Origin of the sequence: Streptomyces canus, assembly GCF_030816965.1 — a bacterium.
In the GTDB taxonomy this organism is placed as follows: domain Bacteria; phylum Actinomycetota; class Actinomycetes; order Streptomycetales; family Streptomycetaceae; genus Streptomyces; species Streptomyces canus_E.
On the sequence record NZ_JAUSYQ010000002.1, the window covers coordinates 4,794,348 to 4,813,264 of the forward strand.

At 68.4% G+C, this 18,917-nt stretch carries 22 protein-coding genes; 4 read left to right on the forward strand and 18 right to left on the reverse strand.

The annotated features are described in order from the left end of the window. Positions 1–59: 59 nt before the first annotated feature. From QF027_RS22960 to QF027_RS22975, 4 genes are all read right to left on the reverse strand, one after another. Positions 60–1,421: a glutamine synthetase family protein gene (locus tag QF027_RS22960; protein WP_307076686.1), complete on the reverse strand. Its 1,362-nt coding sequence runs from the start codon at positions 1,419–1,421 to the stop codon at positions 60–62. After that, positions 1,421–2,914, reverse strand: coding sequence for an amino acid permease (locus QF027_RS22965; RefSeq protein ID WP_307076688.1), 1,494 nt, complete (start codon positions 2,912–2,914; stop codon positions 1,421–1,423). Before QF027_RS22965 ends, QF027_RS22960 begins: the two co-directional genes overlap by 1 nt. 112 nt (positions 2,915–3,026) lie before the next feature. Continuing rightward, positions 3,027–4,028, reverse strand: a complete 1,002-nt coding sequence (locus QF027_RS22970; protein ID WP_307076690.1) for a hypothetical protein — start codon at positions 4,026–4,028, stop codon at positions 3,027–3,029. A gap of 119 nt (positions 4,029–4,147) precedes the next feature. Continuing rightward, complete coding sequence (locus QF027_RS22975; protein WP_307076692.1) at positions 4,148–4,645, reverse strand: hypothetical protein; 498 nt, start codon at positions 4,643–4,645, stop codon at positions 4,148–4,150. A gap of 239 nt (positions 4,646–4,884) precedes the next feature. Between QF027_RS22975 and QF027_RS22980 the strand changes: the two genes are divergently transcribed. Both QF027_RS22980 and QF027_RS22985 read left to right on the forward strand, forming a co-directional pair. Next, positions 4,885–6,153, forward strand: a complete 1,269-nt coding sequence (locus tag QF027_RS22980) for a hypothetical protein (RefSeq protein ID WP_307076695.1) — start codon at positions 4,885–4,887, stop codon at positions 6,151–6,153. Then, entirely contained in the window at positions 6,150–6,707 is a 558-nt protein-coding gene (locus QF027_RS22985; RefSeq protein WP_307076697.1) for a GNAT family N-acetyltransferase, read from the forward strand. The genes QF027_RS22980 and QF027_RS22985 overlap by 4 nt, the downstream gene beginning before the upstream one ends. 155 nt (positions 6,708–6,862) lie before the next feature. Here the strand turns inward: QF027_RS22985 and QF027_RS22990 are convergent, their stop codons facing one another. Beyond that, the gene (locus QF027_RS22990; RefSeq protein WP_307076700.1) at positions 6,863–7,822 is read right to left on the reverse strand and encodes a sigma-70 family RNA polymerase sigma factor; all 960 of its coding nucleotides are present in this window, start codon (positions 7,820–7,822) and stop codon (positions 6,863–6,865) included. A 22-nt stretch (positions 7,823–7,844) separates the two neighbouring features. Beyond that, positions 7,845–9,044 (reverse strand): NAD(P)/FAD-dependent oxidoreductase, encoded by a 1,200-nt coding sequence (locus QF027_RS22995; RefSeq protein ID WP_307076702.1) that lies wholly within the window; start codon positions 9,042–9,044, stop codon positions 7,845–7,847. A 259-nt stretch (positions 9,045–9,303) separates the two neighbouring features. Between QF027_RS22995 and QF027_RS23000 the strand changes: the two genes are divergently transcribed. Continuing rightward, positions 9,304–10,160 (forward strand): IS5 family transposase gene (locus QF027_RS23000; protein ID WP_307076704.1). Its coding sequence is split into 2 segments (ribosomal slippage): positions 9,304–9,646 and positions 9,646–10,160, totalling 858 coding nucleotides; the frame shifts between segments, so codons are not numbered across the junction. A 15-nt stretch (positions 10,161–10,175) separates the two neighbouring features. On the opposite strand, the gene QF027_RS23005 is transcribed toward QF027_RS23000, so the two are convergent. From QF027_RS23005 to QF027_RS23055, 11 genes are all read right to left on the reverse strand, one after another. Continuing rightward, positions 10,176–10,508, reverse strand: a complete 333-nt coding sequence (locus QF027_RS23005) for a hypothetical protein (RefSeq protein ID WP_307076706.1) — start codon at positions 10,506–10,508, stop codon at positions 10,176–10,178. 125 nt (positions 10,509–10,633) lie between these two features. Continuing rightward, positions 10,634–10,954 carry a hypothetical protein gene (locus QF027_RS23010; RefSeq protein WP_307076707.1) on the reverse strand — a complete coding sequence of 107 codons (321 nt, stop codon included), beginning with the start codon at positions 10,952–10,954 and terminating at the stop codon, positions 10,634–10,636. Further along, positions 10,951–11,244 (reverse strand): hypothetical protein, encoded by a 294-nt coding sequence (locus tag QF027_RS23015; RefSeq protein ID WP_307076709.1) that lies wholly within the window; start codon positions 11,242–11,244, stop codon positions 10,951–10,953. The genes QF027_RS23010 and QF027_RS23015 overlap by 4 nt, the downstream gene beginning before the upstream one ends. A gap of 4 nt (positions 11,245–11,248) precedes the next feature. Next, positions 11,249–12,325, reverse strand: coding sequence for a peptidoglycan recognition protein family protein (locus QF027_RS23020; protein ID WP_307076711.1), 1,077 nt, complete (start codon positions 12,323–12,325; stop codon positions 11,249–11,251). Positions 12,326–12,336: 11 nt separating this feature from the next. Beyond that, positions 12,337–12,627 carry a hypothetical protein gene (locus QF027_RS23025; RefSeq protein WP_307076713.1) on the reverse strand — a complete coding sequence of 97 codons (291 nt, stop codon included), beginning with the start codon at positions 12,625–12,627 and terminating at the stop codon, positions 12,337–12,339. Positions 12,628–12,641: 14 nt separating this feature from the next. After that, on the reverse strand, positions 12,642–13,271 hold the full coding sequence (locus tag QF027_RS23030; RefSeq protein ID WP_307076715.1) for a hypothetical protein: 630 nt from the start codon (positions 13,269–13,271) through the stop codon (positions 12,642–12,644). Between the two features lie 121 nt (positions 13,272–13,392). Next, positions 13,393–13,713 (reverse strand): hypothetical protein, encoded by a 321-nt coding sequence (locus QF027_RS23035; RefSeq protein WP_307076717.1) that lies wholly within the window; start codon positions 13,711–13,713, stop codon positions 13,393–13,395. A gap of 8 nt (positions 13,714–13,721) precedes the next feature. Next, on the reverse strand, positions 13,722–14,552 hold the full coding sequence (locus QF027_RS23040) for a hypothetical protein (RefSeq protein WP_307076719.1): 831 nt from the start codon (positions 14,550–14,552) through the stop codon (positions 13,722–13,724). A 95-nt stretch (positions 14,553–14,647) separates the two neighbouring features. Beyond that, positions 14,648–15,370, reverse strand: coding sequence for a glycine-rich domain-containing protein (locus tag QF027_RS23045; RefSeq protein ID WP_307076721.1), 723 nt, complete (start codon positions 15,368–15,370; stop codon positions 14,648–14,650). Between the two features lie 60 nt (positions 15,371–15,430). After that, positions 15,431–15,925, reverse strand: coding sequence for a hypothetical protein (locus QF027_RS23050; protein WP_307076723.1), 495 nt, complete (start codon positions 15,923–15,925; stop codon positions 15,431–15,433). Continuing rightward, complete coding sequence (locus QF027_RS23055) at positions 15,925–16,890, reverse strand: hypothetical protein (protein ID WP_307076725.1); 966 nt, start codon at positions 16,888–16,890, stop codon at positions 15,925–15,927. The genes QF027_RS23050 and QF027_RS23055 overlap by 1 nt, the downstream gene beginning before the upstream one ends. A gap of 212 nt (positions 16,891–17,102) precedes the next feature. Between QF027_RS23055 and QF027_RS23060 the strand changes: the two genes are divergently transcribed. Beyond that, positions 17,103–17,576: a hypothetical protein gene (locus QF027_RS23060; protein WP_307076727.1), complete on the forward strand. Its 474-nt coding sequence runs from the start codon at positions 17,103–17,105 to the stop codon at positions 17,574–17,576. On the opposite strand, the gene QF027_RS23065 is transcribed toward QF027_RS23060, so the two are convergent. Then, complete coding sequence (locus QF027_RS23065; RefSeq protein ID WP_307076729.1) at positions 17,570–18,910, reverse strand: hypothetical protein; 1,341 nt, start codon at positions 18,908–18,910, stop codon at positions 17,570–17,572. The two genes, QF027_RS23060 and QF027_RS23065, sit on opposite strands and share 7 nt — an antisense overlap. Between the last annotated feature and the right edge of the window lie 7 nt (positions 18,911–18,917).

Genomic DNA, 18,917 nt, shown 5'->3' on the forward strand with positions numbered 1-18,917 from the left:
TGGGCGGCAAGGAGCGGGGCCCTACCGCCGAGGGGGAGTCTCACCCGGCGGCAGGGGGCTCATCGGATGCCGCGGAGCCGTTCCAGGTCCGAGACGTGTGTGCGGTACCAGGCGAGTTCGGCCCGGGCTGCGTGGGCGTAGTGCCGCACGACGTCCTTGCCGAGCAGGGACTGGGCGATGGTGCTGTGCTCGAAGTGCTGGAGGGCCTCGGCGAGATCGGCGTAGAGGGGGATGGAGGCCCGGTCCTGGTAGGCGTCGCCGTCGCAGGCCGGCCGCGGCGACAGTTCCTCCTCGAGGCCGTGGGCCATCGCGGCGAGGTAGGCGGCCAGGGCGAGATAGGCGTTGGCGTCGGCGCCGGCGAGACGGACCTCAAGGTGGGCGCCGTTGCCGTGGCCGGTGACGCGGATCGCGCACCCGCGGTGATCGAATCCCCAGCTGTAGCGGGTGGGGGCGAACGAGTGCGGCTGGTAGCGCTTGTAGGCGTTGGGGGTGGGCGCATACAGCGGGGCCATGTGCGGCAGCGCGGAGAGCAGTCCCGCGATGGCCCGCTCCATCAGGGGCGGCAGCTCTTGTCCCCGGTGGTGGGCGAATCCCGGCTCGTCGCGCTCGGTCCACAGCGACACGTGCAGGTGCAGTCCGCTGCCGACACCGGTCTCGGGGGCGGCCATGAACACGGGGACCATGCCGTGCCGCCCGGCGATGTCGCGGATGAGGTGACGGAAGACCGCGTAGTCGTCGCAGGCTTTCAGCGCCTCACCGTAGGCGAGCGTCACCTCGGTCTGGCCCGCTGCGCTTTCCGTTTTGATCGCCTCGTGGACGATGCCGACGTCGCGCATCGCATCGGCCAGGTGGCGGAAGACGTCGCTGACATGGGGCGGGTAGTACAGGCCGTAGTCGAAATTTTCACCCCACACCGGTGTCCGACCTGATGGCCCGTCCGAGTAGAGCACGAACTCGCTCTCGACCCCCACCTTCACCACATAGCCCAGTTCGTGGAGCCGCTCGATCTGGGTTTCCAGCATGCGGCGGGGCGCCACCTCCACGGGAGTGCCGTCGTCGTGGACCGGCGTACCGAACACCAGGGCGGTGCCGGGCCGGTACGGCAGCATCCGCACGTTGTCCAGGTCCGGGGTGACGAGGAAGTCACCGAACCCCTGCTCCCAGCCGGTGAAGTCGAATCCGTCGAGAGGTGTCATATCGACGTCGGTCGCCAGGACGTAGGAGCACATCTCCGCCCCGTCGGTCATCCGTTCCAGGAACACCGGGGCGTTGAAAGTCTTGCCGAGGAGCCGACCCTGGAGGTCCGGCACGGCCAGCATGATGTCGGTGACAGACCGGTCCTTCAGCAGGCGCTGAAGCGTTTCCGGGGTCACCGGTCCTGTCGGCCACGGGGCGTCGGTGCGGTTGGTCTCTGCGTTCATCAGAAACCCTCACTGATCATGGCTTCGCCGGGCCGGGCCGCGCTGGCTGCGGTGAGCTGGTACTGCTGCTTGCCGCGGGTCAGCCAGGTGCCCCAGGCCAGCAGCAGCGCGGCCAGCAGGGTCACCCCGGCGTAGTTGAAGGAGTCGGCGGTGATCGGCGAGGACTGCGGCAGGCAGAACACGAGGGTGATGACCACGACGTAGACGACCGCGACGTACCCGATGGGCCGACGCCAGCGCCCCAGGCTCCACGGGCCGGGCCGGTAGTCGCGGCCCTTGACCAGGGCGAGGAGAACGGGGATGCCGTAGGCCGGCGTCATACCGACCGCGTTGATCGCGGTGATCGCGCCATAGGCGGCAGGCGACCACAGGGCCGGCAGGGCAAGCACGAAGGGCACGACGATGACGAACCACACCGCCCGCGTGGGCGTCTTCGTACGGTCATTCACGATCCGCCAGCTCTGCCAGCCCGGCAGGGCCCGGCTGCGGGAGAAGGCGTAGACCATGCGGCTCGCCGCGGCGACCTCCGCGTTACCGCAGAACAGCATCGCCACGATGACGACCAGGAGCAGCGCCTTGGCCCCGCTCGCGCCGAGGACGTCGAGGAAGATCTGCGCGGGCGGCACCCCGGTCGCAGAGTTCTGCGTAGCCGTGTAGTCCTGCATGGCGAACAGCAGCCCGGCCAGGAGAACGAACCCGGCCGCCCAGGAGACCCAGATGGAGCGGACGATGCCCTTGGGCGCGGAGGTCTGCGCGTCGTTGGTCTCCTCGGCCACGTGGGCGGAGGCGTCGTAGCCGCAGAACGTGTAACCGGCCAACAACGAGCCAATGAGAAGCACGTAGAAGGGGCTGGAGAAGCCGGTGTCGTTGTGGAAGTGCGTGAACACGAAGCTCGCCGACTGATGCTGGGCCGGGGCGATGGTGAGGGCGCCGACAATGACGGCCACGCCAAGCAGCTGCCACCACACGGATATCGAGTTCAGCACGGTGACCAGGCGCACCCCGGCCGAGTTCAGCAGCCCGTGCAGGAGCAGGATGCACGCGAAGATGGTCATCGTGGTGCCGTCCGTGGGGGTGATGCCCCACTGCATCTGCGCGAAGGCTCCGGCGAAGGTGGCGGCCCCGTAGTCGATACCGGCGATCGCACCGAGCAGGCCCAGCAGGTTCAGCCACCCTGTCACCCAGCCCCAGCCGGCCCCGCCGAGCTTGTCGGCCATGAAGTACGGGCCGCCGCTGGTGGGGTAGGCGGAGACGACATCGGCCAGGGACAGGCCGACCAGCAGCGTCATGAAGCCGATGATGATCCACGTGCCGAGCATGACCACCGGGCCGCCGTGGCCCAGGCCGAACCCGAACAAGCTCATGCCGCCGGCCAGGATGCAGATGACCGAGAAGCTGATCGCGAAATTGCCGAAGGGCCCCATCTTGCGGGACAGCTCGGGTTTGATCCCGAGGGCAGCCAGGACGTCATCGTCACTGGCTGGTGCAGTCATGGCAGCGCTTCTGTGAGACACCAGAGATCCACTTTCAGGTGAAGAAGGGGAGACGGATGGGTCAGGGGCGCGTTGGCGACCTGGCGGTGCCCGGCTGTGCGCCACGGCGCTGCTATCGCAAGACGGACGCGCGGATGCGGAGGAATGCGTCTGTCCAGTCCCGAGAGCGGCCGAGGCTGGCGTTGACGTCTTTCCAGGGCTGCGGCATGGCGTAGGGGCCCATCGCCTTGAACACCCACGCGGCCCGGTCGTCTTCTCCGCAGGCCACCAGGGCATGAGCCAGATGGCTCAGATCGGAGATCGAGAGCCACGGGTATTCGGTGGCCGGAAGAGGCGCGAACCATTCGTCGTAGGCCCGGCAGGCGTAGTGCCGCACCTGCGCGGTCTGCCAGAACTGGAGCGCGCCGCCCCGACCGTCGCCGTGCCGCTCCCGGTAGAGGTCCAGGAGCGAGTACACAGGCAGCATGAGCAGCTCAGGATTCGACAGCCTGCCGGACACGAGCCAGGCCGAGAACTGCATGGCGGCCGCTGCCCCGCCGCCGCGGTACAGGAAGTACTCGCGCATGCGGTGATGGCTCTCCCGGTTGCCGGGGTGGAGCCGGTTGACCTCGTCCAGGAGCGGCCACGGCCCCCGATAGTGCATGGCGGGATCGTCCAGCTGATCCCACGGAGCCCGGCGCCTCTGTGCGTAGGGGTCGAAGTAGCTCGCCGAGTACGGGAGTTGGGTGAGGTGCAGGCGGCCGATCCACCGCACCGGACACTCCGGCCACAGGTGGTCCAGCCTCCGCCACTCCTGCTGGGCCAGGGCCGCGGCACGCCCCACCACCTGCTGACGCTCGCCCTTGCGGTAGGCCTCCACTGCCGCCCGGGTGAGCGCCCGCGCCCACATCATGCAGGCGTGCGGACTGTCTGGCTCCTCATCCCGCCATGCCTTGAAGACACCGGCCTCCCCCGCGCCGGCGGCGAGAAGCTGGCTGCGGCTCGTACGCAATGCCCAGTGCGAACCCGTCCGCGACAACAGGTCACGGGCGGCCGAGTAGCGCCCCAGCTTTAGATCCTCCAGTGCTGCCCGCAGGTCTGTGTCCTCACCGATCGGACTGACGATCAGGGTCATGTCACGTAAGGGCACTCGTGGTTCTCCGCGGCGTGTGGGGATGGCGCTGGTCGCTAACGAGTCAGGCATGAGGGCCTCGGGGAGGGGGAGCGCGGGCGCAGCGGCGAAGGCATCGCCGTTCACAGGCCACCTACTTCAGCCAGCGCCGCCCGCCCGCGGTGGCACAGATCCCCCACCTCATCCATGTAGGTCAGGTCTCCGGGGGACTCCATCGGGACACACCAGTACGAGCGCCCGCGCGGCTCGGTGAGGTGGGTCGCAGGTACGCCGAGGAACGTGTCACGGCCGAGGCGCCCCACCTCGGGGAAGTCCCGTCCTCTCCACGGCCATCGCGTGGCCCCGCCTACCAGGGCGTAGTAACGCTGCGCGTGGAGATCCATGAACACCGCGCCTCCACTGAAGAAGCGGCGCAGGAAGTCGTCCACCTCGTTGAGGTCATCCGTCCTGGCCGCCGCCCACACCAGACGGGCGGGGATACGCATAGCGGAGAGGACGCCGCCGCAGCACAGGAGCGCGATGCCCTGGTCAGCCCATTGGGAACGCGCCACTTCCCGGTCATCTGCGGCGGTCAGGAGCCACTGGGAGACGGCGAATTGCCGCTCCTTAAGCATCATCACGGCTTCCCCCTCCACCTCGTCCGCCGCAGCTCGTTGCAGCTCTCCTTTCACCGGGCTACCTCCGCTCTCTCGTCACCGTGGAGCCTCGCCCTACGGCTGGGGAAGACGTCCGCACATCCGAGGTAACCGCTTAACTACCTGGCGTTGACAGGTAATTGCGGGAGCGGTCTCTACGCGGCCAACCGGAAATTTTTACCTTCCGCCTCTGCCGTAGGCACGGATCGCTCTACCGTGAGGACATGACGGGTAACCCGCATCTGGCCGCGCGCATGGAACGCGCTGGGCTGACACAAGGCGAGTTAGCAGACCGCCTGAACCAGCGAATCGGCGCCCTGACAGGCCAGTTAGGGAAGCTGACCGATCGCCACGTCAGGAACTGGGTGACCGGAAAAACCCGTTGGCCACAGACAAGACAGCGGCTCGTCCTCGAAGAAGAATTCGGTGTCACAGCGGAAGAACTGGGCTTCAGCCCTCCCGCCGGACGAGAACGAGCACCATCGGAGGACTCTGTGCGGCGCCGCACCTTCACCACCGCTACGGCTTCCCTGACGGCTGCTGCCCTGCTTCCCTCCGCGCCGTCCAACGGCTCCCGCCGGGTCGGCATGAGCGACGCAGACCGCCTCGAACGCAACTTCGTGGAGCTCGTACACGACGACAACGAGACTGGCGCCAGCATCCGACTCGAAACCCGCGCCCTTGCCCACGCTCAGCACGCGCTCGACCTACAAGCCGTCGGCCAGGCAGCGACCCGGGTCCGGCAACGCCTGTACTACCTCGCTGCCGCATTCACCGGGACGGCACTCTGGGCAGCCGTTGACTCGCAGCATCCTCAGCGTGCACTGGGCCACCTCCATCAGGCGATGAAGCTAGCTGGCATGGCTGGAAGCAGCGAGATGCAGATGCGTTTGTGGGGACACGCGGCGCTTCTCTCGTATCAAGAACATCAGATGCACGACGCTCTGGCCGCGGCCGAAGCTGGGACCCGCGAGCACATCTGCCGACAGGACCCTCTGTTCCGCTCTCTTGCCAGCGCCAGACTGGCGGGCATCCAGTCAGCGTTAGGTGAAGACACTCCGGCACGGCGCAGCCTGGCCGCGGCCGAGAAGGCGTACCAACGGGCCGACCTTGAGGATGAGCGCGCGGCCTGGATGGCCTTCTTCGACCGCGCGGAACTGGACGGCCTGTCCGCTCTGGTCATGGGCCGGTTGGGGCGGCACGCCGACAGCGAGGCCCACCTACACCGAACGCTGGCCCGCCTGCGTCCCGAGTACCGCCGTAACCGCACGTACTACGGGCTGAACCTCGCCCTAGCGCAACTCGCCCAGGGCGAAGCCGAGCAGGCGTATGCAACAGCTCTCCAGTATCTGCCTGCACCGGGGCAAAAGACGTCTGGGCGGACCGGCAAACTTCTGCAACAGTTCGACCAGGGGCTGACCCGCCTGGCCCCCGGTTCCCGCATCGCGGTCGAGTGGGCCGACCGCTACGCCGAAGGAGATCAAACACCGTGACGGTCGACGTAAAGCACTATGTCGCCGAGGACCTCCCCGAGATCCGGCAGCAGATCCTCGACACGCATGTCGAGGTCCGCCACCGCGACTTCGGCCTCACAGGCCCGTTCTACGACATGGAGCGCTTTGACGAGCGCCTATCTGCGTACGCATCGCGACCCGGGTGGACAGCGGTACTCGGGTACGAGAACGGCGAGACCGTTGGCTTCTGCTTCGGCACGACCCTTGCACCAGACACCAAGTGGTGGAACAACATGCTCACCCCTCTGCCTGCCGACGTCACCGCCGAGGATGGAAAGCGCACCGTCGCACTCAACGAAATCGTCGTGCGCAAGCAGTGGCGGGGACGGAGCGTTGCTTGGCAGCTCCACGAGGCCTGGCTGAGCCATCGGGCAGAGGAGCGCGTGACCCTGCTCGTCAACCCGGCGAATGGCGACGGCGCTGTCCAAGCCGTCTACGAGGCATGGGGCTATCGCAAGTTGGGTGACCAGAAGCCGTTTCCTGACTCGCCCGTCTTCTCGGTCATGCTGCGCTCCGTTAAGCAGGAGGATTGACTGCCGCCAGGTCAATGAGTGGCTTCGTAGGTGACGGTTGACGCCACTTGTAAGTCAGTTCTGACTCCACCCGGTGGGTGGGGGTGCCGATTTTGTAGGTGAGAAATGACTCCACCTGGCGCCCCCCACCTTGTGCGGGTTGAGCCTGTGGCGGGTCACCACTGGGTGACGAGCGGCGTGTCCGGTCCGTGCTGCCGCCAGGCTTCGGTGAGGCGGACGAGGCGGGTGGGGGCGGCGATGCCGCGCACGGTTGCGATCTTGCCGGCTGTGATGTCGAACGTCACGGCGCCGATGACCTGGTCGCCGATCACGAAGAGGATGGCGGGGGCGCCGTTGACGAGCGCGTAGTGGATGGCGGGCGTGCCGCCGGCAAGTCGCCGTTTCGCGGGTGTGGGTTTGAAACCGGCCCGTGCGATGTCGGCGATGCGCTGCGGAGTGTCGTACTGCAGCAGCGTCTTGGCCGGGCCGGCGGCGTTAGAGTCGGCGATCGCGGTCGCGTCGTCGGTGAGCAGCGCCACCAGGCGTTCGGTGCGGCCTGAGGAGGCAGCGGCGAGGAATTCCTCGACGATCCTGCGGGCGGATGCCGGGTCGACTTCGCCGACGCTGGGGCGCGCGGCGGTGATGCGGTGCCGGGCCCGGTGGAGGTGCTGCTGGCTTGCGGATTCGGTGATGTCGAGGATCTCGGAGATCTCGGCGTGGCGGTGGGAGAACGCTTCGCGCAGGACGTAGACGGCCCGCTCAAGGGGTGACAGGCGTTCCATGAGAGTCAGCACGGCCAGGGAGACCGATTCGCGCTGCTCGAAGGTGTCGGCCGGGCCGAGCATCGGGTCGCCGTCCAGGAGCGGTTCGGGCAGCCAGGCGCCGACGGTGCGTTCGCGGCGGGCCTGTGCCGAGCGGAGCCGGTCGAGGCACAGGTTGGTGACGACCTTGGTCAGCCATGCTTCCGGCACCTTGATCAGCTGCCGGTCGGTGGCCTGCCAGTGCAGGAACGCGTCCTGCACGGCGTCTTCGGCGTCGGCGGCGGAGCCCAGCAGCCGGTACGCCAGCGAGGCCAGCCGGTTCCGGCTGGCCTCGAACCGGCTGGTGTCGAAGCGATCAGTGGCGGTGCTGTCCACGCGGACCTCCCTCGTCAGGCGGCTACGCGACCATCCTCTCGGCTGCCCCATCCGGTACGGCGGCCAGGTGGCGCTTGAGCTTGGGCAGGCCGAAGGTCGGGTGCGAGGTGGTCCACAGCGACATCTTGAGGATGCCCGCTTTGATCCGCGCGGCCTTCCGGCCGACCACATACTTCGGCTTTGCTTGCGCTTCGCCGTCGACCATCTGCAGGATCCCGTCCCGCCGCCCGAGGCTGATGTGGTTGCCCAGGTAGTCCAGCTTGGTGTTCGGGATCTTGCGGCCGGTCAGGCGTCCCACGATCGCGGACGTGGCCTGCATGCCGGTGTAGCCGGCCGAAGCGCAGGACATCGGCAGTGGCCGGCCGTTGTCGCCGATGGCGTAGGCACTGTCGCCGGCGGCGTAGACGTTCGGGTGCGAGACCGACCGCATGGTGCGATCGACGACGATCCGACCGTTCTCGGTGACCTCCAGCCCGCTGGTGGCGGCGATGGGGCTGACCGCGAACCCGGCCGTCCACACGGTCGCGTCGGATGCCAAGGCGGTGCCGTCGGCGCACAGCACCCGCGTCGCTTCGACGGCTTCGACGCTGGTGTGCTCCAGGACGGTGATGCCCAGCCGGTCGCAGGCCCGGCGCAGGTGGCTGCGGGCTCCGGCGGAGAGCGGGGCGCCCAGCTCGCCGCGGGCGACCAGCGCCACCGACAGGCCGGGCCGGGATTCGGCGATCTCGGTGGCGGTCTCGATGCCGGTCAACCCGTCGCCGACGACCAGCACACTCCCGTCCTCGTCCCGCCTGCTCAGGCTGTCCAGGCGCTCGCGCAGGCGCAGCGCCGCCGGACGACTGCTGACGTCGAAGGCGTGCTCGGCCACTCCGGGGACGCCGTGGTCGGCGGCGTGGCTGCCGAGCGCGTAGAGGAGCGTGTCGTAGCCGAGTTCGCCGCCGCCCTCGGCGTCGGCCACAGCGACGACCTGGCGCTCGGGGTCGACGGCGGTGACACGGGCCAGGCGCAGCCGTATCCCCGTGCCCACAAAGACGTCGGCGAGTGGTGGAGCCTTGATCTCCTGTCCGGCCGCGAGCTGGTGCAGCCGCAGCCGCTGGACGAAGTCCGGCTCGGCGCTGACCACGGTGATCTCGGTGTCCGCCGGGGACAGCCGACGGGCCAGAGTTCCGGCCACGTAGGCCCCGGCATAGCCGGCGCCGAGGACGACGATGCGGTGCTTCATGTGCTGCTCCTGTCGGTTCGCTTGGCTCTCCGTGACCTGAGCGGAACAGCGCCCTGATTACTGACAGGAACCGCATGTGGCATGCGTCACATCGCGGCAGTGGCTACCTTGCACCGTGAGTCACGGATAGGAGTGCTGGACAGCCCTTCGACCCGAGCGTCATGGCGTATCGCCGCGTACAACTCGACCTTCGAAAGGGGCACTTGAGCCACCCAGGGCTAGAGCGTGTCTCTTTGGTCGGCTGGGCAGTTGATCAGATATGTCCGTCCGATTAGTGATCACTGATGCGATGTGGGACCGGATCAAGCCATTGATGCCGGCAGATCCAGCCCGTGGGCGGCGATGGGCCGACCACCGCCGAACCCTTGAGGCCATCGCCTGGAAGTACCGCACCTGCTCGCCATGGAGGGACCTGCCCGACGAGCTCGGTTCGTTCCAAACAGCTCACAAACGACTGATCAGGTGGGCCGTGGATGGAACCTGGGAACGGATCCTCGGCGCCGTCCTGGCAGCAGCGGACGACGGCGAGGACATCGGCTGGACCGTGTCGGTGGACTCCACCGTCTGCCGGGCCCACCAGCATGCCGCCGGAGCCGAGAAAAAGGGGCGCCGGACAGGGACGAACCCGATGATCACGGGCTCGGACGTTCGCGCGGCGGCCTGAGCACGAAAATCCACCTTGCCAGCAGCCGTGCACGGCCGCTGGCCTTGCGTGTCACCGCAGGCCAGGCGGGCGACGCACCGGCCTTCGAGGCCGTCATGGCTAGCATCCGTGTTCCGCGAAGCGGCTCCGGAAGACCTAGGACCCGACCAGATGCCGTCCTGGCGGACCGCGCGTACTCGTCCCGCGCGATCCGGGATCACCTCCGGCGGCGTGGAATCCGTGCGGTCATCCCTCAGCCCTCCGATCAGGTCGGCCACCGTCTGCGGCGAGGCCGTGCCGGAGGCCGACCGCCCGACTTCAACGCCGAGGCATACAAGGAGCGGAACACCGTCGAACGCTGCATCAATCGGCTCAAGCAGTGGCGCGGTCTGGCCATGCGGACAGACAAGCTCGCCCTCGCCTACCAGGCGGCACTGCACCTCGCCGCCATCCTCATCTGGACACGACGATGACCAAGGAAGCAGAACCTAGGCAGGGATGGACGGACACTCAAGGACCTCGATCGAGTTCCCTGGAATCAAGGCGATATGAGGGTGTTCACTGAAGAGCCGCGCCGCGTCATCGTGCGATTCGGCCTCCACGATCGCGTATCCGGTCTTCGAGTCGGTGAAGTCCTCGACGCCTTGGGCCGTCACCAGCTTCTTGCGGAACAGTGGCGCGCCGGGATCGAGCAGCGCGTGCTTGTTCCTCTGAGCCCATGCCGCCCACGCGTTCATGAACTCACTTCGCTGCTGTTCGGTGAACTCCGCCTTGTCAGCGTCGTCGGCCGCGCCATTCAGGACCGCGAGGAACTTACCCATGGCCGGAGCGTAGTCCACGAACAAGGAGACACGCTCTAGCTGATGCACCCCGATACTCCCCTCACTGGAGTCAGAACCCACCAACATCTGGCCTCCACTCTCACCTACAAAGCCACTCGGGACGGTCAGCGCAGGAAGAACCCGGCGGCGCCACCGGCCGCACCCACAAGGGCGGCGACGGCGCCGAGCGCGGGCAACGGCCACCGGCGAGTTTCGAGCTCGTCGATCCGCATCGTCTCCCTCTTTTGCCTCTCGGTCTCGCCGAGTTCAAGCGCGCGAAGCCGCGTCTCGTGGTCGGACACGTCGCCCTTAATCTCACGGTTGTCTTCGAGGATGCGGTCGATCTTGCCGTTGATCTGGTCCACCGTTCGCACCAGCCGCTGAACTTCCGTATACGTCTGCGTCGGCGAGATGTAGACGCCGGGTTCCGGCGGCTGCACGGTCATGACCGGCTCTGGCGCAGCAGCTCGACGACGTCATCAGTCGACTTGTAGCGCGGCGGCCGGGCATAGCCGAGCAGCGCGCCGACCGCGCCCTGGAGCCAGAGGGGACCGCCGAACTTCTCGGCCGCCCGCTCGACGAGCCGGAACACCACGTAGTAGGCGCCCGCGACGGCGAACGCCACGGCGGTCTGCGCGGAGTTCGAGTCGAGCGTGAACCCGAGCCCGGTAAGGGCGACGATGATCCAGCCGGCCAGGAGCGGCACGAGCGTGCGCAGCAGGGAGGGCAGCAGCATAGGGTTACTCCTTCCAGACGAGCGCGGTCAGGACGGCGCTCTCGACGGTGATCGGCGCGTCCGACTGGTTCAGCAGCCGCACCCGCATTCCTCGCCCGGCGGGGAGACGCTTCGTGAGCGGCACGACCTGGAAGGTCCCGCCCTCGGTGCCGACGACCTCGTGCACCGGGTGATCGGCCTTGTGCTCGTCGCCGTCGTACTCGCTCATCCGGACCTGCACGGCGTCGCCGACCGGCAGCCCGGAGAACGTCAGGCTGACGCTGCCGGTGAAGCGAGCGGCGCCTCGGACGAAGACGCTGCCGTTCGTGCCGTGGTCGCCGGCCGTGTCGTTCCACTCCTGCGTGAACTCGATCGAGTCCCAGGCGCCGGGCTTGAGCGTGAACGGCTTCGCGAGGCCAAGGTTCGCGTACTCGGGCATGTCGTCGTCCTCCTCATGGGTGGGGTCCCAGCTCGCCGGGTGGGCCAGGCGCTCGGCCACGTCCGCGCGGAAGCGGTCCATCGTGAACGTGAAGCGTCCGCGGTTGCCGTAACCGGCCACAGGCCCGCGAGGGTCGACCTTGCCCTCGACGCTCGTTTCGAGGTGACCGGCCACGGACGCGGCCGACCAGCCGTGATGACGGCAGATCGCCGCGTTGAAGCGGACCCAGGTGTCGTACTGCTCGGCCGTGTACGTGTCGACGTTGTCCCCGAGGTTTTCGACCTCGATCCCGTACAGCGCATCGTTGCCGTCGACCGTGCCCGACCCGGCTGACTGCCTCGGAAGGTCTCGCTCGGCAACGAGTGCGTCGACCACGTTCTTCGCAGCCAGCCCGGCATGGTTGGCGCGGCCGTCGGCGACGAGCGTCAACACACCGGACTTCGGCAGGTACGCGTGAGCGAGCGGCGGCGGCAAGTCCGGCAGGCCGTTCACGGCGACAGCCGCGAGTGAGTCACGGCCAGCCGTGTGGTGATTGAGCACGGCGTGAACCGGCCCGAACGTCTTGCCCGTGGCCGCGTCCCGGCCGCGCGTGGTCCAGCCGCGGTACTCGACGAACCGCACGCCCTCAGCACGCAGCGCGGCACGCCACTCAGCTGGTGTCATCGGGTCTGCCATCACGCACCGCCCGTCGGCTCGGGCCGGTAGCCCGACAGCGTCCGGGCCGCCTCCTCGGGAATCCCGGCGGCGATCAGTGCGTCGTACGCGTTCTTCTTCGCCGCGGTCTCCGCCGCCTGGACGTCGGCTTGCTGCTGCGCGAGAGCCGTCTCGATCGCCGCCTTCTTCGTGGCGTACTCGGCCGCCGTCAGCAGCGTCACGCCTTCCGGGTGCTCCGGGTCGTCTGCCGTCGTGACCCGCTCGGCGATCGCGCCGTCCGGGTACTCGTAGTAAAAGGTCTGGTCTGCCATGACTGCGGCTCCTGTCAGTTGAACTGGTTCGACCAGACCCAGGCGCGAATCGACTTCTGAATTTTGGTGATCGTCGCGCCGCCGCTGCCGCGACCGGCCTCGACGTTCATCGTGATCGTGCGCGTCGCCCCAGGGTTGAGCGTGAAGACGCTGAGCTTGTTGTCCTGGGAGTGGGTGTTGAAGATCGTCGCGTTGCCTTGGTTGCCCAGATAGTTCATGTCGTCGCCGTCGATACCGGCCATGGCGCCCGAGCCCGGCGGCAGCACGAAGTCCAGGTCGACTTCACGGAACAGCAGCCCGATCGCCCTGCGGCACGGATCAGGGTTCGTGATATCGACCGAGATCGTGTCGATCACCACCTGCTCGGCAGCCGGCACCCGAAGCGGGGTGCTCAGAAGCGTGGTGGTCTGGTTTCCCTGGAAATCGGCCCAGTACGGCGGGTCGCCGCGCAGTTCACCGCTGGCCGGATCGCAGTACACACTTCCGGCGACGGTGTCGAGGTCGCACGCGTACGGCCAAGTCCCGACGTGCGCGGCGAGGGGAGCTGCCGCGGTGCCGTCACCGGTCAGACCGCAACCGGTGACCGGCGGCTTCGCGCTGATGACGTAAGGGTTCGACGTGCTGCCGTTGCCACCGACTTGCACGCCGGTGCCAGCGGTGACGGTGCACGTGCACCTGCGGCTACCGCACCCGCAACCGGCCAAGGGGACCACTCCTCATGCGGAGAGTTCTCGCCCGGCCCACAACCAGCGGCTACCTGGGAGTCTAACTTTCCGGACGGCCTGGTCCGTCGTAGCCAGACAGACGGCGCGCGGTCTCCTCGGCGAGCCCGAACAGGGTGAGCGCCGTGTAGTCCGCGAGGGCCTGCCCGTGCTGCGTGGCCTCCTCGTCGGCGAGGACCGCAGCCTCCAGGTCCTGAAGGGCCTTGATCCGCGCCTGGTAGTCCTCCTGCTCTACGAAGCAACCCGGGCGGGCCAGTTCGGGCACAGCTCCAGCGGTGACTTCGATACGGCCGGCTGTGCCGTCCTCGTAAACGACGTGATAGACGGCCGATACAGGTTCTGCCGCCGCGACGCTTTCAAGCATGGTCGTCCTCACAGACTGATCATCAAGCAGCGGATGATGCCGATGATCTGGGTGTAGCGGGCGCCACCCGAGCCCCGCCCGACCGTCGCATCGAACGTGACCGTCATCCGGCCGCCCGCGGGGATCGTGCCGCCCGCAAGCACCTTCGTTCCCTGCGCGTGAGCGCCCGAGATGGTGCTCGATCCGCTGTTGCGGGTGTAGTACATCTCGTCGCCGTCGAAGCCCGTCGCCGCTCCAGCACCCGCGGGAAGGGTCAAGAACACGTCCACTTCACGCTCCACGACCACGAAGGCTGGGCGGCACGTGTCCGGGTTGGTGATCGTGGTGGAGAACGTGTCCGCCCTCTGGATCCTCCCCGCCGGAACCGCCCGGTTGTACGTCCGGGTCTCCCCGTACCGGGTCATGGAGACCTTGCCGCGTGGCTCCGAGCGCAGGACGCCGTTGCTGTCGCAGGCCACGACACCGCCGAAGGTGTCCACGTCGCACGCATACGGCCACGCCCCGGTGTTGGCCGTGACGGGCGCGCTGGCGGAGCCGTCACCGGTGATGCCGCACCCCACGCTCACCGTCGCCGCCCCGGTGGGGACGAACAGGCCGCCGTCCGGGCCGATGGCGACGTTGTTTCCGGCCTGGCCGGACAGGTGCGCTGATACGACGCCGGTCGACGCGTCGTAGCTGATGCCGTCCCCGGCCGAGATACACGGGCGGACGTCCTCACAGCCGATGACGGCCGAGACCACATAAGGGTTCAGCGTGCTGCCCGCGCCCGTCACTTCGGCGTTCTCACCGGCGATGACCACGCAGTTGCAGCCGTCACCGCCACACTGACACCTGGCCAAGACGCCCACCCTTCAAAGGTGATCTCGGCCCGGCCCACAACCAGCGGCGTGAACGTCAGTCTACGGCGCGGGACAACGCCCCCAACTGCGGCAGCTCAGCCGTACAGCTCCACGATCACGCATCCCCCGCCGCCCGGGGCGCCGTTGACCGAGCCGCCGTAGGAGAGCCCGCCGCCCGCACCGGCGCCGAAGCCGCGCGGCCCGGTGCCGTTGCCTTCGCTGGCGCGCGCCTGCCCGCCGTGGCCCAGGTACGACTCACCGCCTGCGCCGGAAATCCCGTTGGTGCCGTTGAGACGGATCGCGCCTCCGCCGGGGGCGCCGCCCTGCGCGAACTGGCCGCGGCCGGCGAACGGGGCCGCCGCGCCCGACGACACGTCCGCCACCGTGCCCGAGGTCTGAATCGAGTGTCCCCCGTCGCCCCCGTTGGCCGTCACGAACCCGCCGAAGGAACTGCTGCCGCCGGCCCCGCCGCTCGTCGCCGTCCCGCCCGCATCGCCGCCGGCACCCACCACGATCGTCTCCACAGCACCCAGCGACGACGCGGCAATCAGCTGCTCGCTGTAGCCGCCGCCCGCGCCTCCGGGGCGCACGATGCACTGATTGGCGGCCGCGTTCGCTCCAGCCGAGCCGCCTCCGCCCCCCTGAACCCGGACGAACACCCTCGCCAGCCACGGGAAATCAGCTTTCCGGAACTGGAAGGTGCCCGGGTCGTTGTGGACGACGACCCGGCGAAGGCCCATCGTGCCCGGCTTCAGGCAGAGTTCACCGGTGTCCGAGTCCACCGTGAAGTAGTCGTCGCATACGCAGGCGCGCGCCATGAGAGCCCCTCCCGGGGAATCGCACGTGCCCGGCCCACAACCAGCGGCTACCCGCAGAGGTTAGCTGGCCGGTTCACCACTCGCAGTGACGTGCACCTGCACCCCCGCCCCAGCGGGCAGCAACGGCAGCAGGCCCAGGCCGAGAAGCGGCTGCGTCCGCCACACGCGGACCATCGCGCACTCGCCGGTCACCTGCTCCAGGGTCACCGTCACCGTGTGGTCGTCGCCCGGGTGAGGATCCACGGGCAGTGCGCTGATCACCGGGGCTTCTGCGAACGGCTCGGCGTACGTCCAGGTGGCGCGGCCGTCAGCGGCCGTCGTGAGGACTGCGGCGGCGGGTGCCGCGCCCCGTGGTCCGGGCGGCCCCGGCACACCCTGTTCCCCCGGCGGTCCCGGCACCCCCGGGACACCCTGCTCACCTTGCAGCCCCTGGTCGCCTTGGCGCCCACGTCGGCCCGGCTTCCGAGACAGCGTCCTCGACTGGCGGTTCAGGTCGCGCAGGACGCCGCCCATGGGGTCCAGGTTGCGCCGCGCTGCGGATCCTCGTATCGCCATCAGTCCCCCAGATCGCTGCTCAGCGGCGCAAGGGTGACCTGGACACTCTCGCCGTCTCCGTCCTCCGACACCTTCACGCCGCCGATCTTCAACCGCTGCCGCAGCGGCCGGCATGTCGCCGCGGTGGTGACGTCCACACACCAGCCCGGCACGAGCCTGGCCACGTCCACCGCAGCCTCCGGCGACAGGGTCACCTCGTCGGAACTAAGGAACACCGGCACCGGGTACGCCGACGCACGCTTCGACCGCGCCGCCGACGCCCCCGAGGCACTCGTCGTCACCGAGGTCTCCTCCACGCTGCGCTCGAGCAGCCCGTAGTAGGAATCCATACCGCCCGAGACGCCCTTGACACCGCTGTCTTCGTCGCCGTGCACGATGTAGCGAGTCACGAGCGCCGAGCCGTCCTCGGCGACGACCAGGCCCTCGGGGAAGTCGACGTCCGTGAGCGTGCCGACGCTCGCGTCCCAGTCCTCCGGCATGAGGACGATCGTTGAGCCGATGGCCGTGTAGTCGAGGCCGGTATCCGCGAGATCGCGGAGGTGGTCGCCGCTCTGCCCGATGTCCTCGGTGTACTGCCGTCCGCCCTCCACACCGGAGCGCCCGAGGATGTCCACGGTATGGCCCGGGTCATCCGGCGCGAACGCGTCCTCGATCAGCCAGCTCGCGATGTCGGTGAGGTCGGAGCCGTCGAACACGATCGACTCGTGCGGAACGCGCCGGTCAAGCCACACCAGAATGTCGGAGGCCCACAGCTCCACCTTCCCGAACGACCACTCGGCCTGGATGATCGGCCCCTCCCACACGGTGACACCGTCGCGGGCAAGGACAAGCTTGTGACGCCACGTGCGCACCTTGCCGAGCTGTGCGCAGCAGTCGCCGTCCGGGTTGATGACGACGTGCGCCGTGCTCACGTCGTCCAGGATCCTCGTCCAGTCCACGGACACCAGCGTGTCCGCCGGCGTCACCACCGCTCCGCCCCGATCCACGATGTAGGCCGAGTGGACGCCACACCCTGCTGAAGACAACGGGCCCCCTGCGAGAGAAGGAGGCCCGGCCCAAAACCAGCGGCACGACGCCAGACTAAACGGCCCGAGCCGGCGGTAAGTCATCAGGCAGAGGGCTGGGGAACGGTTGGGCGCTGTGAGACAGGAAGTCGGTCACGGTCCGGGGAGGAACAATGTGGTTCTGGCGGAAGCGGACCAAGAAGAAGCGGCTGACTTCGGTGGGCGTCTCGCTGACGGGCGTCTCGGCGAACTGGGAGGCTGTGAAGACCGATCGGGGACGGGCCCGGGAGGCCCTGCACCGTCTGGAAGATCATCGGATGCTCTACGACGTCTACGAATCGGAGATCGCCGATCAGGTCGTCACTTCGGCTGAGCGTCTGCGGTCCTATCTCAGCGAGCAAATCCCTGAGTGCGAAACTATCGAACTGCGGAGCGGTCTTCGGGAGATTCAGGCAGCGGTGCGTCAGTTCCTCACCGGCATGAGCAGCAACCGGGCACGGCGGAACTGGAATCCTTTCTGCAACGCATTGCGGCGCCTGCGTAGGCGAGTGGGAACAGCGGTAGTCGAGATCGCTCAGACCTTCGACATCCCCGTGGATGGCGATCTCGCTCGCATCGTTGAAGCGGGCCGCAGGGCCGATCAGTAGCCGCGGCCGGTGACCCCGATCGTCAGGCGCGCGTCGTCGGCGGGCGGGTGGATGGCGTCAGTCTCCAGGCAGACGCAGACCGAGGCGCAGTCGAAGGCCGGCCATGTCGGAGAGGCGCCGCCTGCCCCCCACACACTCGTGCTCGTCTCGCAGTTGCCCCCGCACTCCACAGTGGCGCGGCCGATCTGCCCGTCCAGCACGAGCGTGCCACCGGCGGGGACGAACCCGACCTCGAACACGGCGAGCGGGTCGCAGCGCTTGCGGTCCGCGATCTCCGCACACGACAGGTCCCCGTCCTGCTCGGCCCGCTCGTAGAAGGAGATCGTCAGCCGCCGCAGGTCCTCACTCCCGGCGAAGACCGAGATCACAGGCACATCCGTGCCCCACGCCGGACGGTTGGACAGATCGAGTTCGTAGCACTCCCGGTTCGTGGCGAGCGCCTCACAGAAGCAGGAGGAGGGCACGGCCGGTTGAGGGGGCGCCGGTGGTGTGCAGAACGGGTCCGCGCACGCGGCCGCCACGTCCGGGCAGCCCGCAAGCCGGCACGACCCATCGGCGCACTCACCCGAGGCGTTCTGACCGGTGTGCAGGCACCACGTGATGCACTCGGTGTCGTCGTCGGCCGGCAAGTGGACGTCCAGCAGCGGGATCTCGTCCGTCCACGCCCACGGAGTGGCAGCGACGAGAACGAACTCCACGGTGATGATGTCCGCGCCGATGGAGCACCGCCCGGAGGCGCAGTTGCCGTCGCCGTGCCGGGCCGTGACCGTCGGGCCGTCCACCAGCGCCACGCGCCGGTAGGTGCGGCGGTGCCGCTCGTTGAATTCGGCTGGTGTTTCCTGTTCGCCGGGGCAGCAGTTGAACATGCTCACGCAGTCGCCGCCGCACGCGCTGCCGGTGCAGCCTTGCAACGCCTCGGCCAGGAAGTGCAGTCCGTACTCCACGGCGCAGCAGGTGGCGCCGAGGAGGAGGCCAGTCACGGTGATGGTGCGCGGCTGCACCCGGGCGGGGCCGAGCGCGCCGCCGCCGACAACGGCGTTCGTGACCACCCGCTTCACCGGATAGTCGTCGATGCCATCGAAGGAGAGCGGCAGGAACCCGGCGAAGTCGGCGGACTCGGGGACGTCGGGGTCGTACCAGGGTGCGGGGTTGTCCGGGTCGTCGGGTGTCGTGTACGGCCGGCCGTCCGGGTCGAGGACGTCGGCGGTGAGGGTGTCGCAGCCGCAGATGTCCGGGCCGGAGTCCAGCGGGGAGCCGACGGTCTCGAGGTAGGCGCGTAGGCGGGCCGTGTTGATGACCTCGATACCGCCTACCTGGAGGAAGTCGGTCAGCACGTGGCAC

Excerpts from the sequence above, each read along its gene's own strand:
- QF027_RS23060 (WP_307076727.1), top strand. The coding sequence starts at position 17,103 with ATGTGGTTCTGGCGGAAGCGGACCAAGAAGAAGCGGCTGACTTCGGTG.
- QF027_RS23035 (WP_307076717.1), bottom strand. The coding sequence starts at position 13,713 with ATGCTTGAAAGCGTCGCGGCGGCAGAACCTGTATCGGCCGTCTATCAC.
- QF027_RS22980 (WP_307076695.1), top strand. The coding sequence starts at position 4,885 with ATGACGGGTAACCCGCATCTGGCCGCGCGCATGGAACGCGCTGGGCTG.
- QF027_RS22995 (WP_307076702.1), bottom strand. The coding sequence starts at position 9,044 with ATGAAGCACCGCATCGTCGTCCTCGGCGCCGGCTATGCCGGGGCCTAC.
- QF027_RS22970 (WP_307076690.1), bottom strand. The coding sequence starts at position 4,028 with ATGACCCTGATCGTCAGTCCGATCGGTGAGGACACAGACCTGCGGGCA.
- QF027_RS23005 (WP_307076706.1), bottom strand. The coding sequence starts at position 10,508 with ATGGGTAAGTTCCTCGCGGTCCTGAATGGCGCGGCCGACGACGCTGAC.
- QF027_RS23010 (WP_307076707.1), bottom strand. The coding sequence starts at position 10,954 with ATGACCGTGCAGCCGCCGGAACCCGGCGTCTACATCTCGCCGACGCAG.
- QF027_RS22960 (WP_307076686.1), bottom strand. The coding sequence starts at position 1,421 with ATGAACGCAGAGACCAACCGCACCGACGCCCCGTGGCCGACAGGACCG.
- QF027_RS23025 (WP_307076713.1), bottom strand. The coding sequence starts at position 12,627 with ATGGCAGACCAGACCTTTTACTACGAGTACCCGGACGGCGCGATCGCC.
- QF027_RS23045 (WP_307076721.1), bottom strand. The coding sequence starts at position 15,370 with ATGGCGCGCGCCTGCGTATGCGACGACTACTTCACGGTGGACTCGGAC.
- QF027_RS23050 (WP_307076723.1), bottom strand. The coding sequence starts at position 15,925 with ATGGCGATACGAGGATCCGCAGCGCGGCGCAACCTGGACCCCATGGGC.
- QF027_RS23020 (WP_307076711.1), bottom strand. The coding sequence starts at position 12,325 with ATGACACCAGCTGAGTGGCGTGCCGCGCTGCGTGCTGAGGGCGTGCGG.
- QF027_RS22965 (WP_307076688.1), bottom strand. The coding sequence starts at position 2,914 with ATGACTGCACCAGCCAGTGACGATGACGTCCTGGCTGCCCTCGGGATC.
- QF027_RS23015 (WP_307076709.1), bottom strand. The coding sequence starts at position 11,244 with ATGCTGCTGCCCTCCCTGCTGCGCACGCTCGTGCCGCTCCTGGCCGGC.